Genomic DNA, 15,654 nt, shown 5'->3' with positions numbered 1-15,654 from the left:
GCTCCGACCACCATCCATGTCTCGCCCGCCGCGGGAAGCCCGTCGCTATCCCGCCGGTAGTGAGACGCCTCGACGGGACGTGGGCACGATCGTGCGGGCGAGCCAGGCGATGCCGGCCTCGAGCGGGCCGCGCCCGACGAGCAGCGACCACAGGCTGCAGCCGACGATCGTCGCGACGGTCAGGGGCCAGAACGGCTCGGTCGCGCGGAACGCCACGAGATCCGACCCGAACTGCAGCACGGTGGGCTCGGGCTGCAGCAGCGCCCACGCGACGAGCTGCGCCGCGTATGCCGTGAGCGGCATCGAGCCCATCGCCCGCAGGGGCCACGCGAGCCAGCGGAGCGGTGTCCGGCACGCGAGGAGGCATACGCCGATGACCGCGACGGCGAACCCGCCGGAGCCGACCGCCTCGGCGACTCCGCTCGAGTGCGCCGCGTCATCGAGCACGTGCGCCCACACGCTCTCGGGTTCGGCGAGCGACCTCCAGCGGCCCAGCACCCCGTACCCGATGACGGCCGCGGCCGCGCCGCCGAGGACGAGCGCCAACGCCGTCCGCGGCCGACCGAGGCGGAGGCGTCCGATGGCGAGCCCCGCCGCGACGAAGGCGAACCACAGCGCGAACGGATAGTGCCATCCGGTCAGCTGCGCGATGAGCTCGCCGGAGAGCGATTCCCACCCTGCCCATCCGTCGATCGCCCACACCGCGAACGGCGCGATCAGCGCGACCGCGACGGCGATCGCGAGCAGCAACGCGGGGCGCATCCGCAGCACCGGGAGCGCGAGGAGGAACAGGATGCCGTATGCCGGCAGGATCACGAGCACGGGCGTGTCGAGTGCGACCAGGAGCAGGCCGATCACCCAGATCGCGATCGCCCGCACGACGATCCGGCCGCGCGCGACCGCCATCCGCTCGCCGTCGACTGGGGTCGACCCGCCCGTGACGAGCGCGAGCGAGACGCCGGCGAGCGTCGCGAAGAGGATGGACGAGCGGCCGTTGACGACGTCGATCCAGGTCGCGGGGTCACCCCAGGCGAAGGGCGACGTGTCGAGCAGGTGGGCGGCGAACATGCCGATCACCGCGAGGCCGCGCGCGAGGTCGATGCCGGGCGCGCGGCCGGACCCGTCCAGCCGAGCCAGACGGGTCCGGATCCAGCCGGTCAGTCCGCCTGGCGCAGCAGCCAAACGAGGAGGGCCTTCTGCGCGTGCAGGCGGTTCTCCGCCTCGTCCCAGATGACGCTCTGCGGGCCGTCGATGACCTCGGCGTCGACCTCGTAGCCGCGATCGGCGGGGAGGCAGTGGATGAAGATCGCCTTGTCGTCGGCGAGCCCCATGAGCTCGGGCGTCACCTTGTACGCGCCGAGGTCGCGCAGGCGGGCGAGCTTCTCCTCCTCCTTGCCCATCGAGACCCAGGTGTCGGTAACGACGACGTCGGCACCGGCGGCCGCCTCGAGCGGATCGGTGAAGAGGGTGAGCGAGCCGCCGGTCTCGATGCCGATGCGGTCGGCGTCCATCACGATGTCCTCGCGGGGCGCGTAGTCGATCGGCGATGCGATCCGCACGTGCATGCCGGCCATCACGCCCGCGAGCGCATACGAGTGCGCCATGTTGCTGCGGCCGTCTCCGAAGAACGACAGCGTGAGCCCGCGCAGCTCGCCCTTGTGCTCGCGCACGGTGAGCAGGTCGGCCAGCAGCTGGCACGGATGGAAGTCGTCGCTGAGAGCGTTGACGACGGGCACCCGCGTGCCCTTCGCCATCTCCTCGAGGCCCTGCTGCGCGTACGTGCGCCACACGATCGCGGCGACCTGGCGCTCCAGCACGCGCGCCGTGTCGGCGGGCGTCTCCTTGCCGCCGAGCTGGCTGTTCGCGGTCGAGATGATGAGCGGCGTGCCGCCGAGGTCGGCGATGCCGACGGCGAACGAGACGCGCGTGCGAGTCGACGACTTGTCGAAGATGACCGCCACGGTCTTCGGGCCGGCCAGGGACTTGTCGGCCCAGCGGTCCTTCTTGAGCTCGGCCGCGAGCTCGAGGATCTCGGCCTGCTCGGCCGGCGTGATGTCGTCGTCGCGCAGGAAGTGGCGGGTCATGCGTGGGTCTCCGTCGGGGTCGGGATGGTCGCGGCGACGGCCGAGAGAGCCTCGCCGAACAGGGTGAGGAACTCCTCGATCTCCGCATCGCCGATCGTGTAGGCGGGAGCGATGCGGATGACGTCCGCATCGGGGGCGTTGACGATGAGGCCGCGCTCATGGGCGGCCGCGCGCACCTCCGCCGCAACCGGCGCGGTCAGCGTGATGCCGATGAGGAGGCCCTCACCGCGCGTGCCCGAGACGAGCGGGAGCTCGGCGACGGCCGTGCGCAGCTGAGCGCCGCGCGCGGTCACGTTCTCGAGCAGCCCTTCGCTCTCGATGTAGCCGAGCACGGCGTTCGCGACCGCGCTGGCGAGCGGGTTGCCACCGAACGTCGAGTTGTGGGTGCCGGGATAGAACAGGTCGCTCGCTGCGCCGAACGTGATGAGGGCGCCGAGGGGGAATCCCGCGCCGATGCTCTTCGCGAGCGTCACGGCATCGGGGACGATCCCCTCGCGCTGGAAGGCGAACCACTCCCCCGTGCGGCCCGAGCCGGTCTGCACCTCGTCGAGGACGAGGAGCGCGCCGCGCTCGGTCGCGAGCTCGCGAGCCCTCGCGAGGAAGCCGTCCGGCATCGGGACGACGCCGGCCTCGCCCTGGATCGGCTCGACGAAGAGCGCCGCGATCGAGTCGTCGAAAGCCGCCTCGAGCGCCTCGAGCGTGGCGTCGATCGAGCGCACGCCCGGCAGGACGGGCTCGAACGGATCGCGGTACGCGGCCTTGGGGGTGATCGAGAGCGCGCCCATGGTGCGGCCGTGGAACGCGCCGTTGAGCACGAGGATGGTCGACTTGCCGGTCTTCCCGCCGTGCAGGCGGGCGAGCTTGATCGCCATCTCGTTCGCCTCGGTGCCCGAGTTCGAGAGGAACACCCGTCCGTCGTCGCCGGTGCCGGCCAGACGCTTCAGACGGGCGGCGAGCTCGAGCTGCGCGGGGCTCGCGAAGTAGTTCGAGATGTGCGCGAGCGTCGCCGCCTGCTTCGACACGGCCTCCACGAACACGGGGTGCGCGTGGCCGAGGCAGTTGACGGCGATCCCGCCCAGGAAGTCGAGGTAGCGGCGGTCGTCCGCGTCCCAGACATGCGAGCCCTCACCCCGGGTGAGGAGCGCGAGGCGCCCGCCCAGGCTCATGAGATCCCGCGATGCGTCGTCCTGCCAGGTGCTCATCCGACCACCACCTCCGTTCCGATTCCCTTGCTGGTGAAGAGCTCGACGAGCACCGAGTGCGGCACGCGCCCGTCGATGATGGCGGCCGTCGGCACGCCGCCGTCGACCGCGTCGAGGCACGCCTGCATCTTCGGGATCATGCCCGACTCGAGCTTCGGCAGCATCTCGCGCAGCTCGTCGGCCTTGATGTGCGACACGAGCGAGTCGCGGTTCGGCCAGTCGGCGTACAAGCCGGGCACATCGGTGAGGACCACGAGCTTCCGCGCGCCGAGCGCCACCGCGAGCGCGGATGCCGCGGCATCCGCGTTGATGTTGAGCGTGTGACCGGGGTGGTCGAGGTCGGGCGCGACACCCGCGACGACCGGGATGCGGTCGGCCTCGAGCTGGTCGATCACGGGAGTCGGGTCGACGCGGACGACGTCGCCCACCCGGCCGAGGCTCTCCTCGACCCCGTCGATGACGACGCCGCGGCGCCGGCCGCCGAAGAGCCCGGCGTCCTCACCTGAGACGCCCACTGCGAACGGGCCGTGCGAGTTGATCTTGGCGACGAGCTGGGGGTTGATCTGGCCGGTGAGCACCATCCGGACGACCGAGATCGCCTCTGTGCTCGTGACGCGGTAGCCGCCCTTGAACTCGCTCGGGATCGCGAGGCGGTCGAGCATGCTCGAGATCTGCGGCCCTCCGCCGTGCACGACGACGGGCTTGATGCCCACGTAGCGGAGATAGGCGATGTCGGCCGCGAACGCGTCCTGGAGCTCCTCCGAGATCATCGCGTTGCCGCCGTACTTCACGACGACGATCTGATCGCGGTACTCCTTGAGCCACGGAAGCGACTCGATGAGCGTGGCCGCCTTGAACTCGGCTTCCTCGGGGCTGGTGTCCTGCAGGTCGATCGGTGTCATGAGGAGTACGCGCTGTTCTCGTGGACGTAGTCGTGCGTGAGGTCGTTCGTGAGGATGGTCGCGGTCGCCTCTCCCGCGTGCAGGTCGATGAGCACGTGCGTGTCGCGCGGTGCGAGATCGACCTCCTCGCGGGGGCGGTCCGGGCCGCCCGCGCTGCACACGCGGACGCCGTTCATCGAGACGTCGACCTGGTAGGGGTCGAACTCCGCGGAGGTCGTGCCGATCGCCGCCAGCACGCGGCCCCAGTTCGGGTCGTTGCCGAAGATGGCGGCCTTGAAGAGGTTGTTGCGCGCGACCGAGCGACCCACCTCGACGGCGTCCTGCTCGCTCGCGGCCCCGACGACCTCGATCGCGATCGCATGGCTGGCCCCCTCGGCGTCAGCCTGCAGCTGCCGCGCGAGGTCGGAGCAGACCGCGGCGAGCGCGCTCGCGAACTCGTCCGGGTCGGGGGTCACGCCCGAGGCCCCGCTCACGAGGAGCGTGACCTGGTCGTTCGTCGACATGCATCCGTCGGAGTCGAGCCGGTCGAAGCTGACGTTCGCCGCGGAGCGGAGGTGCGCGTCGGCGGCCGCCGCGTCGAGCACGGCGTCGGTCGTGAGCACGACGAGCATCGTCGCGAGCCCGGGAGCGAGCATCCCCGCGCCCTTCGCCATCCCCCCGATCGACCATCCGCCGCCGCGATGCACCGCGGTCTTGGGAACCGTATCGGTCGTCATGATCGCGCGTGCCGCGTCGTCTCCGCCGTCGGCGCTGAGGGAGGCGATCGCCTTCGCGGTGCCGTCGAGCACCTTCGCGCGGAACACCTCGTCGCCCGTGCCGATGAGGCCGGTCGAGCAGACCTGGATGCCGACGGCTCCGACGCCGAGGAGCTCCGCCGCGCGCTCCGCGGTCTGGTGCGTCGTCTGGAAGCCGAACGCGCCCGTGAAGCAGTTGGCGCCGCCCGAGTTCAGCACGACCGCCTCGATCACGCCGCCCTTGATCGCCTCCTGCGACCACAGGATCGGGTTCGCCTTCGCCCGGTTCGAGGTGAACACGGCGGCGCCGGCCTTGAGCGGCCCGCGGTTGACGACGACCGCGACGTCGGGCTTGCCCGTCGACTTGAGCCCTGCGGCGACTCCGGCCGCCTCGAATCCTGCGGGTGCGGTCACGCTCACGGCGCCACTCCGTTCACGGTGAGAGCGCGGCCCTCCGGCAGGCCGAGCGCGATGTTCATGGACTGGATCGCCGCGCCCGCCGTCCCCTTCGCGAGGTTGTCGACGGCGGTCACGACGACGACCCGGCCGGCCGCGCGGTCGATCGCGAGGCCGATGAGGGCCGTGTTCGCGCCGAGGACGTCGGCCGTGCGCGGCACCTGTCCCTCGGGCAGGAGCTGTACGAAGGTCTCGCCCGCGTACGCCTGCTCCCACGCGTCGCGGATCTGCGCGTCGGTCACGCCGTCCGCGATGCGCGCCGTCGAGGTCGCGAGGATGCCGCGGGCCATCGGCACGATCACGGGGGTGAAGGAGATCCGGATGTCGCCGGTCGCGCCCGCGGCACGGAGCGCCTGCCGGATCTCGGGGATGTGGCGGTGCGTTCCCCCCACCGCGTACGGATTCGCCGTTCCGAGGAGCTCAGCGCCGAGAAGATGCGTCTTGAGGCTCTTGCCCGCGCCCGAGGGGCCGACCGCCAGGACGCTCACGGTGTCGGACGGGTCGATGACGCCCGCGGCGACGCCAGGCGCGAGGCTGAGGCTCACGGTCGACGCGTTGCACCCGGGCGCCGCGATCCGGGTGGCCCCGACGAGACGCTCGCGCTGCTTCGCACCGCCGACCGGAAGCTCGGGGACGCCGTATGCCCAGGGCTCGTGGAAGGCACCGCCGTAGAACGCGTCCCAGTCCCCCTCGTCGACGAGACGGTGATCGGCACCGCAGTCGATGACGAGCGCGGCGTCGCCGAGCGCGTCGGTGTACTGGCCGGATTGGCCGTGCGGGAGCGCGAGGAAGACGACATCGTGACCGGCGAGGATCTCCGGCGTCGTGTCCTGGAGGGTGAGGTGCGCGAGCGAGCGGAGGTGCGGCTGATGCTGGATGAGCGGCTGGCCGGCGTTCGAGTGCGCGGTGACCGTGCGGATCTCGACGTCCGGATGTTCGGCGAGCAGACGGAGGAGCTCTCCGCCGGCGTAGCCCGAAGCGCCGGAGACGGCGACCGAATACGACATGACTTCTACCTTATTGTCCGTGGGCGGGGGCCGGAGACGGCGACACCGGCCGACGGACCGCGCGCAGGCGCAGTGTCTCGCGGTGTCGCCTAGATTCGGCGGCCGCTGCGACGTCGGGGCGCGACGAGCGCGCTCGGAGCGAGCGTGCGCGAGGTCGCGGGCGAGGTCATGCCGACGACAGTACCACGGAGCGGATGGCCGGCTCGTCAGTCAGGCAGGTCGGCGAGCGTGGGCGTCGTCCATGAGGGATCGGGGCGCCAGTCGCGCCACGCGGGGTCGAACGGCCAGTCCCCGGCCGCGAACGACGCGATCCTTGCCGCGTTTCGCGGCGATCGAGGCAGAGTTCGCCCCGTTCTGCGGGAACCTCGTCCGACATCCGCCTCGTTCTGAGGCAACCGGCCGGGCGTTCGCCGCGTTCCGCGGCTGGTCTGGCGATGAACGCCGAACCGCCCGACCGCATCGTGCGGCACCCCGCACGCGCACGCGCACGTCTCGCGACCCGGGCCATCCGCGCCCGCGTGCAGATCGCAGCATCGGCGCGCCGCGGCATCCCGGATGCGGCGAGACCCCGCCAGGAGCGGGGTCTCGCCGTGCACGCGCCGTCTCAGTCGCGCAGCTGCGCGCCGAAGCGCTCGCTCGCGACGGCCACTCCGGCGAGCTTCGCGTCCGATGCCTCGGCGGCGGTGAGCGTGCGGTCCGGTGCGCGGAAGCGCAGCGCGAACGTGAGGCTCTTCGATCCCTCGGGCACACCCTGACCGCGGTAGTCGTCCACGAGGCGCAGCGACTCGAGCAGGGAGCCGGCCCCCTCGGCGAGCGCGGCGCGGAGCGAGGCCGCCGGCAGATCGGCCGGGACGATGAGCGAGACGTCCTGCGTCGCGGCGGGGAACGTCGACAGCGACTCGGCGACGACGCGATCGCCCGCGCGATCGAGCACGGCGTCGAGGTCGATCTCGCCGACGGTGACCCGCCCGACGAGGTCGGCCTCGTCGGCGACCTGCGGGAGCAGCTCGCCCACGTACCCCACGACGTCGCCGCGCACGGAGAGCAGGCCGGTGCGGCCCGGGTGCAGCGCGGCGCGCTCGCCCTGGACGACGTCGATCTCGACGCCCGCGGCCGCGGCGATCAGCCGGACCGCGTCGAGGGCGACCTCGAGTCCGGCGGCCTCGGCCGCGCGACCGGGCTGCTTCGGCGCGATGCTGCCCGCGAGCAGGAACGCGATCCGGCGCGGCTGCTCCGGGATGGAGGCGTCGATCGCGGCGAGCGTGGTCGCGTCCGGTCGCACGGCGAGCGGCGGGATGGTGTCGGTCCCGTAGGTCATGCCGGGCTCGGGGAGGAAGACGGTGCCGACCTCGAAGAGCGCCAGATCGGTCAGACCGCGCGCGAGGTTCCGGTGCGCGGTCTGCAGCAGGCCCGGGATGAGCGATCGGCGCAGGTACGGGGCCTGGCCGTCGAGCGCGTTCGCGAGCCGGACGCTCGGCAGGCGCTCTCCCGACGCCGAGCCGTGCAGGTCGTTCTGCTCCTGCGTCGTGAACGGGAAGGCGGGGGTCTCCACGAAGCCCGCGGCCGCGAGCGCGTTCGCGACGCGGCGGCGCCCCTGCTGCAGGGGCGTGTAGCCGCGTCCCGACGGCGGAGTCGGGAGGATCGACGGGATGCGGTCGAGCCCGTGGATGCGCGCGACCTCCTCCGCGAGCGTCCACTTGTCGGTGAGGTCCGGACGCCAGGACGGCGGGATGACCTGCCATCCGCCATCGACGGCGGCCACCTGGGCGCCGATCATCTCGAGGGCGCCCACGATCTCGTCGTCCGTGTAGTCGACGCCCACGATGCCGGGCACGAAGGCCGCGGGGAGCTCGATCCCCTCGGACACCTGCTCGGCGTACAGCGCGCTGCCCAGCTCGTCCGCCGTTCCGCCTGCGAGCTCGACCATGAGGTCGACCGCGCGCTGCGCCGCCGCGTACGGGATGGCCGGGTCGACCCCGCGCTCGAACCGACGCGACGCATCGCTCGACAGCTTGTGCCGGCGCGCCGTGCGCGCGATCGAGACCGCGTCGAACGTCGCGGCCTCGATGAGGACGTTCCTGGTGTCGTCGCCCATCTCGGTCGTCGCACCGCCCATCACGCCGGCGAGGCCGATCGGGCCCGACTCATCGGCGATGAGGAGGTCCTCCGGGTCGAGCGTGCGCACCTGGCCGTCGAGCGTCTCGAGCTTCTCGCCCGGCTCCGCTCGGCGGACCGTGATGCCGCCCGAGAGCTTGTCGAGGTCGTAGCCGTGGATCGGGTTGCCGAGCTCGAGCATGACGTAGTTGGTGATGTCCACGAGGATGCCGAGCGAGCGCACACCTGCGAGCGAGAGCCGCGCGATCATCCACGGCGGCGTCGGCTTCGATGTGTCGACGTCGCGGACGACCCGCGTGACGAACTCCGTCGCGCCCACGCGCCCCCGGATGGGCCGCGTGTCGACGACCGACACCGGGAAGCCCTCGCCCGACGCGACGTCGGCGAGCTCGGCGGGGTCGCGGAACGCCGCGCCGGTGGCGTGCGCGTACTCGCGTGCGATGCCTCGGATCGACAGCGCGTAGCCGCGGTCGGGCGTGACGTTGACGTCGACCGCCGCGTCATCGAGGCCGAGGAGGGCGATCGCGTCGGCGCCGACCTCCGGGTCGAGGCCGAGCTCGACGAGACGGAGGATGCCGTTGTGCTCGTCGCCCAGGCCGAGCTCGCGCGCGGAGGCGATCATGCCATCCGACAGGTGACCGTACGTCTTGCGGGCCGCGATCGGGAACGGTCCGGGCAGGACGGCGCCGGGGAGCGTCGCGACGATCTTGTCGCCGGGGAAGAAGTTGCTCGCGCCGCAGACGATGCCGCGGGACTCCGCCTCTCCGACGTCGACCTGGCACCAGCGGATCGTCTTGCCGTTCTTCTGCGGCTCCTCCTCGAAGGAGAGCACCCGGCCCACGATGATCGGGCCGGTCAGGTCGAAGCGGACGACATCCTCCTCCTCGAACCCGACGCGCACGAGCGCAGCGAGGACGTCCTCGGGGGTCGCCTCCTGCGGAAGATCGACGTACTCACGCAGCCACGAAAGCGGGACGCGCATCACACCACCATCCCGAACTGCTCGCTGAAGCGCACATCGCCCTCTGCCATGTCGCGCATGTCCTTCACGTCGCTGCGGAACATGAGCGTGCGCTCGATGCCCATGCCGAACGCGAACCCGCTGTAGACCTCCGGATCGATCCCCGCCGCGCGGAGCACGTTGGGGTTGATCATGCCGCAGCCGCCCCACTCGATCCAGCGCGCGCCGCCCTTGAAGGTCGGGTGCCAGAGGTCGAGCTCGGCCGACGGCTCGGTGAACGGGAAGTAGTTGGTGCGCAGGCGGGTCTTCGCCTCCGCGCCGAACAGCTGCCGTGCGACGTGGTCGAGGGTGCCCTTGAGGTGGGCCATCGTGATGCCCTTGTCGACGACCAGGCCCTCGAACTGCGTGAAGACAGGCAGATGCGTCGCGTCGAACTCGTCGGTGCGGTACACGCGGCCGGGGCAGATGACGTAGACCGGCAGGTCCCGCTCGAGCATCGAGCGCACCTGGACGGGGCTCGTGTGCGTGCGCATGACGAGATGGCGCTCGACCGGGTCCACGAAGAACGTGTCCTGCATCTGGCGCGCGGGGTGGTCTTCGTCGAAGTTCAGGGCGTCGAAGTTGAACCACTCGTGCTCGAGCTCGGGTCCCTCCGCGATCTCCCATCCCATGCCGACGAAGATGTCGCCGATCTGCTCCTGCAGGAGCGAGAGCGGATGGCGCGCGCCGGTGCGCGTGCGGCTCGCGACGGCCGTGATGTCGACCCGCTCGGCCTCGAGCCGGGCGGCCAGCTCGGCCTGCGCGAGCTCCTCCTCGCGCGCGGCCAGGGCCTGCGTCACTCGTCCGCGTGCCTGCCCGACGAGCTTGCCGAACTCGGCCTTCTGCTCCTTCGGCACGCTCCGCATCTGCGCGTTGAAGGCGGCCAGGGGCGACCCCTCCCCCGCATGCGCGGCGCGGGCGGCTTTCAGGGCCGCGGTGTCGGGGGCCGCGGCGATCGCGGCGAGCGCGGCCGCGACGGCTGCTTCGACCCCTTCGGGCGTGATCTCGGGAGCATCAGACACGAGAGTCGAGTCTAGTCGGCCGGTCGCCGTGCTCCGCCGCGCTCAGAGCGCGGGCGAGGGAGCGGCATGTGCTCGGCGATCGGCGCATCCGCGCCGCGAGCTCCTCGTCCTCCACGCTGTCGAAGGCCGCTCGAGCGGCCTCGACCGCAGGCAGCGCCGCGGTGGTCCAGCGGTAGAGCGCGTCGATGAGGTCCTGCAGCGTTCGGCCCAGGGCGCTGATGCGGTACTCCACCGCGACCGGCCGCGTGCTCAGCACGACACGGTCGACCATGCCGTTGCGCTCCATGCGGCGCAGAGCAGTCGTGAGCGACTTCTGGGTGATCGCGGGGATCGCCTGGCGCAGCTCGCTGAAGCGCCGCGGTCGCTCGCAGAGCGTGTCGAGAATCCGCAGCGACCACTTGTCGAGGAGCTGGTCGAGGAGATCGCGGTGCTCTTCGGCGAGTCGGAGCGGGTCGGTATCCGGCATGAAACCTCGTCTCGTTGAAGTGCCTTCTCGGCGGTGAGTACACAGGAGATCCCTGAACGGAAAGGAATCGTGTCGTGACTGTAGAACTGCTGACCCCGGAGGGGATGTTCCAGCCGGTGCCCTACCACCACGTCTCGGTGAGCACCGGATCGCGTCTCGTCCATGTCGCCGGCCAGATCGCGCGTGACGAGGCCGGCCGCGCCGTGGCGCCGGGCGACCTGGCCGGGCAGCTCGCCCATGCCCTCCGCAACACCGCGCGAGGTCTCGCCGGCGCCGGTGCCACCTTCGGTGACGTCGTGCGCCTGCGCTTCTTCGTGACGCGGTGGACCCCGGAGTCGTATCCGGCATTCATGGAGGGCATCGAGCGGGTCGCCGATGAGCTCGGGATCCCGCGGCCGCTGCCGCCGCTGTCGGCCATCGGGGTGGACTACCTGTTCGAGCCGGACGTCCTCGTCGAGGTCGAGGCCGAGGCGATCCTGGACTGACCCCCGCGGAGCACGGCGCATCCGGTCGCCGTGCTCCGTCGCGCTCAGAGCGCGGGCGGCTGCGGGCCCCACGACGGCGCGTACATCGCCACGCCCTCGTAGGTCCAGTTCCGGTCGCCCTCGCGCAGCTGCCGCGCCTCCGCGGCGTTCGCGGTGTAGAAGTGCTTGCGGAACTTCGCGCTCCAGAAGCGGTGCACCGGCACCGTGTCGCGGTTGGCGGAGGCGGCGGTGCAGAACCCGATGCCCTCGTACGTCCAGTTCCGGTCGGTGGTGCGGACCTTCTGCGCCTCCTGGGCGTTGGTCGTGTAGAAGTGCGATGCGAACGACGACGACCAGAAGCGGTGGACGGCGACCGTTCCGGCGCGGCAGCTTCCGTTGGACACCGGCCACACGCGGAAGTCGGTGCCCTCGTACGTCCAGTTCCGATCGGTCAGGTGGAGCGTCTGCGCCTCGGACCGGTTCACGGTGTAGAAGTGCGCGTTGTCGAACTTCTGGCTCCAGAAGCGGTACACCGCGACGCTGTCGCGGGGGTCGGCCTTGCCGCCCGACCCGCCGCCCGTGGGCCCGAACCAGTCGGTGTAGTAGTTGTAGAAGTTCCGGTTGCCGTACGACGCGCAGGGGTCGGACGAGGCTCCATAGCCTGCCGCGAGCGACGCCGCGTTCGGCTGATACGGCGTGTAGTAGTACAGCGCGGCGGTCGCCTTGTTGGCGATCTGGACCGGGCCGGATCCGCAGCTCGCATTCGGGTGCCAGCGCACCTGCGAGGTCTTCCCGACGGGGTACCAGTTGAAGTACGGGTCCTTGGCGTACCGCTGCAGCTGGTACGCCGCCATGTACACCTGGTTCTGGAAGCCGAAGTACCGCTCGTCGCACGCCGCGCCGTCAGGGCAGGCGTAGCCCATCGCGATGTCGTAGCGCCAGTCGCTCGGCCAGGTGTGCGTGACGAGGCCCTGCTCCTTCTGGAGCATGACGAGGAGCACCTTCTCGCTCACGCCGCACGCGCGGGAGACCTTGGAGATGATGGTCGCCGCCGACTCGCGCGATGCTCCCTGATACGTCCCGGCGCAGTACGCGTTCGCCTGCTTCGTCGTCGTCCGCTGCGCGAACTCCTTGAGGCACGTGTAGTCCGGATGGCAGTTCGGCACCTTGCCGTTGAGGAAAGACTGGATCTGCGCGGCCGACATCGTGCCCGACGTGTACATCTTCGCGTCGCTGATGAGGTTGCCCGCGTTGAAGCCGGCGAGCGTCGCCGCGTCGACCGCGTCGTCCTGCTCGGAGTACTCTCCCGGGTCGGCCTCGTCCTCCGTGGGCGATCCGAGGTAGTCGCCGTCCTCGGGCGTCGGGATGTCGGCGACATCCGTCTCGGCGGCCGCCGAGAGCGCCGCGGAACGCGGATCGGCGACGGGAGCGGCGACAGAGCCGGCGGCGGGAAGCAGGGCGATCGCGAGGGCGGCCGCGATTCCGAGCGCGACGCGACGCAGAGGGCTCCGGTGGGAGCGCGATGTGGGGAGAGGCACGCGGCCAGTATTCCAGAAGCGGGCCGCGTGCCCGGCGCGACGCCGGCCGACGGGCGCCGTGCTCAGGCCGAGCGGCCGCTCGTGCCCTCGCCGAAGGGGTCAGCGCCCTGCTGCGCGATGACCGACGTGACCGTCGCGTCCTCGTGCTGACGCGGATCGGGCGCGCCGCCGCGGACCTTGGGCGAGCTGCTCATCCGCTTCTCGGTGTACCTCGCGATGCCCGAGAGGATGAGGCAGAGGCCGATGTAGATGGCCGCGACGATGATCGTCGCCGGGACGATCGGCGAGTCGAGCGGCGCTCGCGAGCCGATGAAGCGCGCGAAGAACAGCAGCTCCTCGTACGTGATGATGAAGCCGAGGGCCGTGTCCTTGAGGGTGACGACGAGCTGGGCGATGATCACCGGCATCATCGCGCGGATCGCCTGCGGCAGCAGGATGAGGCGCATCACGCCCGACTTGCCGAGTCCGATCGCGTACCCCGCCTCGCTCTGCCCCTTCGGCAGGGCGAGGACGCCGGCCCGGATGACCTCCGCGAGCACGGAGCCGTTGTACGCGATGAGCGAGATGACGACGACCCAGTAGTTCTCCATCCGGATGCCGACGACCGGCAGCCCGTAGTAGAGGAGGAACATCATGACGAGCACGGGGACCGCGCGCAGGAACTCGGTCACGGTCGCGATGGGCCAGCGGATCCAGGCGTGGTCCGACAGGCGGCCGATCGCGAGGAGGAAGCCGAGGATGAGCGCGCCGACCGCCGCGAGGCCGAACGCGGCGAGCGTCCGTCCCGTGGCCGCTGCGATCTGCGCCCACACCGCGGTGTAGGTGAACGCCTCCCACTTGGACGCCGTGAACTGGCCCGTCGCCGCGAGCCGCCACACGAGCCATCCGATCACGGCCGCGACGAGCACGATCGTGAGGGCGCCGATGATCCGGTTCCGGACGATCGCGCGCGGCCCGGGGACGTCGTAGAGAACGCTTCCGCTCATCGCGACACCGTCCAACGCTTCTCGAGCGCCCGCTGCAGCCACGACAGCAGCATGACGAGCGCGACGAACACCACCATCACCCAGATGATCACGACGAGCTGGTTCTCGCCGCGCTCGCTCATCCAGTCGCGCAGCGACCCGAGGTTGAGCACGGAGAAGCCGGCGGCCACCGTCGTGTTCTTGAGGAGCGCGATGAACACGCTCATCATGGGCGGGATCACCGAGCGGAACGCCTGCGGCATCACGACCAGCGTCATGACCTGCCCGAAGCTCAGGCCGATCGCACGGGCCGCCTCGGCCTGCCCCACGGGCACCGTGTTGATGCCCGAGCGGATGGTCTCGGCCACGTAGGTCGCCGTGTAGATCCCGAGGGCGCAGATGCCGAGCAGCGTGTAGTCCATCCGCACCCCGAGCAGGGGCGGCAGCGCGAACGAGAACCCGAAGAACACGAGGGTGAGCGGCGTGTTGCGGATCGTGTTCACGTACAGCGTGCCGACGGCCCGGGCGATGGGCACGGGCGAGACGCGCATGGCCCCGACGATGATGCCGAGGACGAGCGCGAGCAGCCCGCCGCCGAAGAAGAGCTTGAGGGTGCCGAGCAGCGCCTCGCCCCACAGGTCGAGGTTGTCGGTGATGACGCCCACGGTTCTCCTTCCAGACGATCAGCGGTCGAGGGTGCGGGCCGGGGACGCCGCCCCCGGCCCGCACGGGATCAGTCGACCTCGGGCTGCTCGGCGACGACGCCGGCCGGCTCGAGGTACTGCTCGTACAGGGCGGTCCACACGTCGTTGCCCTCGGTGAAGAGGGTGTTGATGTGCTCCTGGAGCGCCGTGTCGCCGTCGGCGATGCCGACGCCGTAGCGCTCCTCGCTGAAGGGCTCGCCGGCGAGCTTCAGCTCGTCGGGGCGCTCCTGGACGTAGCCCGCGAGGATCGCCTCGTCGGTCGTGATCGCGTCGACCTGGCCCTGGAGCAGGTTCTCGACGCACTCCGAGTAGGTGCCGCGCTCGACGACCTCGCCGCCGTACTCCTCGCGGATGCGCTGCAGCGGCGTCGAGCCCGTGACCGAGCAGGTGACCTTGTCGACGAGGTCGTCGGGCCCGTTGATCGAGTCGTCGTCGGCTGCCACAAGCAGGCCCTGGCCGGTGATGAAGTACGGGCCGGCGAAGTCGATGAGCTCGTCGCGCGCGTCGGTCATCGAGTAGGTGCCGACGTAGTAGTCGATGTTGCCGTTGATGATCTCCTGCTCGCGGTTCGCCGAGGGGATCGTCTGGAAGTCGATCTGGTCCTCGCTGAATCCGAGCGACGCGGCGATCCAGCGTGCGATGTCGACGTCGAAGCCCGTGCGCTCGCCGCTCACCGGGTCCTCGTAGCCGAGCCCCGGCTGGTCGTTCTTGACGCCGATGACGACCTCGCCGGCCTCCGTCATGCGATCGAAGGTCGGGCTGCCCTCGAGCTGGACGTCGCTCGCGACCTCCCAGAGCGCCTCGTCGCCGCCGTCGCCACCCGCGTCCCCGCCGGTGCCGCCATCACCCGTGGGCGACCCGCTGTTGCAGCCGGCGAGGGCCAGCAGCGCGACGGCCGCGATGCCGACGCCCGCGATGTTCCGGAACTTTCGCATGTGATTTCCTCTCTCGTGGATCAGATCGAGTCGCGTGCGCGTGGCCGCGCGACCCCGGTA

General features: G+C 71.0%; 14 protein-coding genes. 1 reads left to right on the top strand and 13 read right to left on the bottom strand.

Going from position 1 to position 15,654, the window contains the following annotated elements; translation table 11 throughout:
* Nucleotides 1-45: 45 nt before the first annotated feature.
* From M1D56_RS05405 to M1D56_RS05365, 9 genes are all read right to left on the bottom strand, one after another.
* Nucleotides 46-1,182 carry a heparan-alpha-glucosaminide N-acetyltransferase domain-containing protein gene (locus tag M1D56_RS05405; protein ID WP_456284902.1) on the bottom strand — a complete coding sequence of 379 codons (1,137 nt, stop codon included), beginning with the start codon at nt 1,180-1,182 and terminating at the stop codon, nt 46-48.
* Nucleotides 1,158-2,084 carry an ornithine carbamoyltransferase gene (argF, locus tag M1D56_RS05400; RefSeq protein WP_271174283.1) on the bottom strand — a complete coding sequence of 309 codons (927 nt, stop codon included), beginning with the start codon at nt 2,082-2,084 and terminating at the stop codon, nt 1,158-1,160. The genes M1D56_RS05405 and argF overlap by 25 nt, the downstream gene beginning before the upstream one ends.
* On the bottom strand, nt 2,081-3,286 hold the full coding sequence (locus tag M1D56_RS05395) for an acetylornithine transaminase (protein ID WP_271174282.1): 1,206 nt from the start codon (nt 3,284-3,286) through the stop codon (nt 2,081-2,083). The genes argF and M1D56_RS05395 overlap by 4 nt, the downstream gene beginning before the upstream one ends.
* The gene (gene argB, locus M1D56_RS05390; RefSeq protein ID WP_271174281.1) at nt 3,283-4,188 is read right to left on the bottom strand and encodes an acetylglutamate kinase; all 906 of its coding nucleotides are present in this window, start codon (nt 4,186-4,188) and stop codon (nt 3,283-3,285) included. The genes M1D56_RS05395 and argB overlap by 4 nt, the downstream gene beginning before the upstream one ends.
* A complete protein-coding gene (gene argJ / locus M1D56_RS05385; RefSeq protein WP_456284901.1) occupies nt 4,185-5,342 on the bottom strand; it encodes a bifunctional glutamate N-acetyltransferase/amino-acid acetyltransferase ArgJ in 1,158 nt (385 codons plus the stop codon). Before argJ ends, argB begins: the two co-directional genes overlap by 4 nt.
* The gene (argC, locus tag M1D56_RS05380) at nt 5,339-6,385 is read right to left on the bottom strand and encodes an N-acetyl-gamma-glutamyl-phosphate reductase (RefSeq protein ID WP_456284900.1); all 1,047 of its coding nucleotides are present in this window, start codon (nt 6,383-6,385) and stop codon (nt 5,339-5,341) included. The genes argJ and argC overlap by 4 nt, the downstream gene beginning before the upstream one ends.
* A gap of 604 nt (nt 6,386-6,989) precedes the next feature.
* Nucleotides 6,990-9,482 carry a phenylalanine--tRNA ligase subunit beta gene (pheT, locus tag M1D56_RS05375; RefSeq protein ID WP_456284899.1) on the bottom strand — a complete coding sequence of 831 codons (2,493 nt, stop codon included), beginning with the start codon at nt 9,480-9,482 and terminating at the stop codon, nt 6,990-6,992.
* The gene (gene pheS / locus M1D56_RS05370; RefSeq protein ID WP_271174276.1) at nt 9,482-10,522 is read right to left on the bottom strand and encodes a phenylalanine--tRNA ligase subunit alpha; all 1,041 of its coding nucleotides are present in this window, start codon (nt 10,520-10,522) and stop codon (nt 9,482-9,484) included. The genes pheT and pheS overlap by 1 nt, the downstream gene beginning before the upstream one ends.
* Nucleotides 10,515-10,988: a winged helix-turn-helix transcriptional regulator gene (locus tag M1D56_RS05365; RefSeq protein WP_456284898.1), complete on the bottom strand. Its 474-nt coding sequence runs from the start codon at nt 10,986-10,988 to the stop codon at nt 10,515-10,517. The genes pheS and M1D56_RS05365 overlap by 8 nt, the downstream gene beginning before the upstream one ends.
* Nucleotides 10,989-11,062: 74 nt before the next feature.
* On the opposite strand from M1D56_RS05365, the gene M1D56_RS05360 reads away from it, so the two are divergent.
* Nucleotides 11,063-11,473: a RidA family protein gene (locus M1D56_RS05360; RefSeq protein ID WP_456284897.1), complete on the top strand. Its 411-nt coding sequence runs from the start codon at nt 11,063-11,065 to the stop codon at nt 11,471-11,473.
* A gap of 44 nt (nt 11,474-11,517) precedes the next feature.
* On the opposite strand, the gene M1D56_RS05355 is transcribed toward M1D56_RS05360, so the two are convergent.
* The 4 genes from M1D56_RS05355 to M1D56_RS05340 form a co-directional block, all read right to left on the bottom strand.
* The gene (locus M1D56_RS05355; RefSeq protein WP_456284896.1) at nt 11,518-12,990 is read right to left on the bottom strand and encodes a hypothetical protein; all 1,473 of its coding nucleotides are present in this window, start codon (nt 12,988-12,990) and stop codon (nt 11,518-11,520) included.
* Between the two features lie 62 nt (nt 12,991-13,052).
* A complete protein-coding gene (locus tag M1D56_RS05350; RefSeq protein ID WP_271174272.1) occupies nt 13,053-13,976 on the bottom strand; it encodes an amino acid ABC transporter permease in 924 nt (307 codons plus the stop codon).
* Nucleotides 13,973-14,620, bottom strand: coding sequence for an amino acid ABC transporter permease (locus M1D56_RS05345; RefSeq protein WP_271174271.1), 648 nt, complete (start codon nt 14,618-14,620; stop codon nt 13,973-13,975). Before M1D56_RS05345 ends, M1D56_RS05350 begins: the two co-directional genes overlap by 4 nt.
* A 68-nt stretch (nt 14,621-14,688) precedes the next feature.
* On the bottom strand, nt 14,689-15,594 hold the full coding sequence (locus tag M1D56_RS05340) for a glutamate ABC transporter substrate-binding protein (protein WP_271174270.1): 906 nt from the start codon (nt 15,592-15,594) through the stop codon (nt 14,689-14,691).
* Nucleotides 15,595-15,654 lie beyond the last annotated feature (60 nt).

It is taken from the genome of Microbacterium sp. JZ101, from assembly GCF_053903175.1.
Note: the sequence above shows the minus strand (reverse complement) of the source record. Positions and strands in the feature narration are given on the sequence as shown.

Excerpts from the sequence above, each read along its gene's own strand:
- argF (WP_271174283.1), bottom strand. The coding sequence starts at position 2,084 with ATGACCCGCCACTTCCTGCGCGACGACGACATCACGCCGGCCGAGCAG.
- M1D56_RS05395 (WP_271174282.1), bottom strand. The coding sequence starts at position 3,286 with ATGAGCACCTGGCAGGACGACGCATCGCGGGATCTCATGAGCCTGGGC.
- argB (WP_271174281.1), bottom strand. The coding sequence starts at position 4,188 with ATGACACCGATCGACCTGCAGGACACCAGCCCCGAGGAAGCCGAGTTC.
- argC (WP_456284900.1), bottom strand. The coding sequence starts at position 6,385 with ATGTCGTATTCGGTCGCCGTCTCCGGCGCTTCGGGCTACGCCGGCGGA.
- pheT (WP_456284899.1), bottom strand. The coding sequence starts at position 9,482 with ATGCGCGTCCCGCTTTCGTGGCTGCGTGAGTACGTCGATCTTCCGCAG.
- M1D56_RS05365 (WP_456284898.1), bottom strand. The coding sequence starts at position 10,988 with ATGCCGGATACCGACCCGCTCCGACTCGCCGAAGAGCACCGCGATCTC.
- M1D56_RS05350 (WP_271174272.1), bottom strand. The coding sequence starts at position 13,976 with ATGAGCGGAAGCGTTCTCTACGACGTCCCCGGGCCGCGCGCGATCGTC.
- M1D56_RS05340 (WP_271174270.1), bottom strand. The coding sequence starts at position 15,594 with ATGCGAAAGTTCCGGAACATCGCGGGCGTCGGCATCGCGGCCGTCGCG.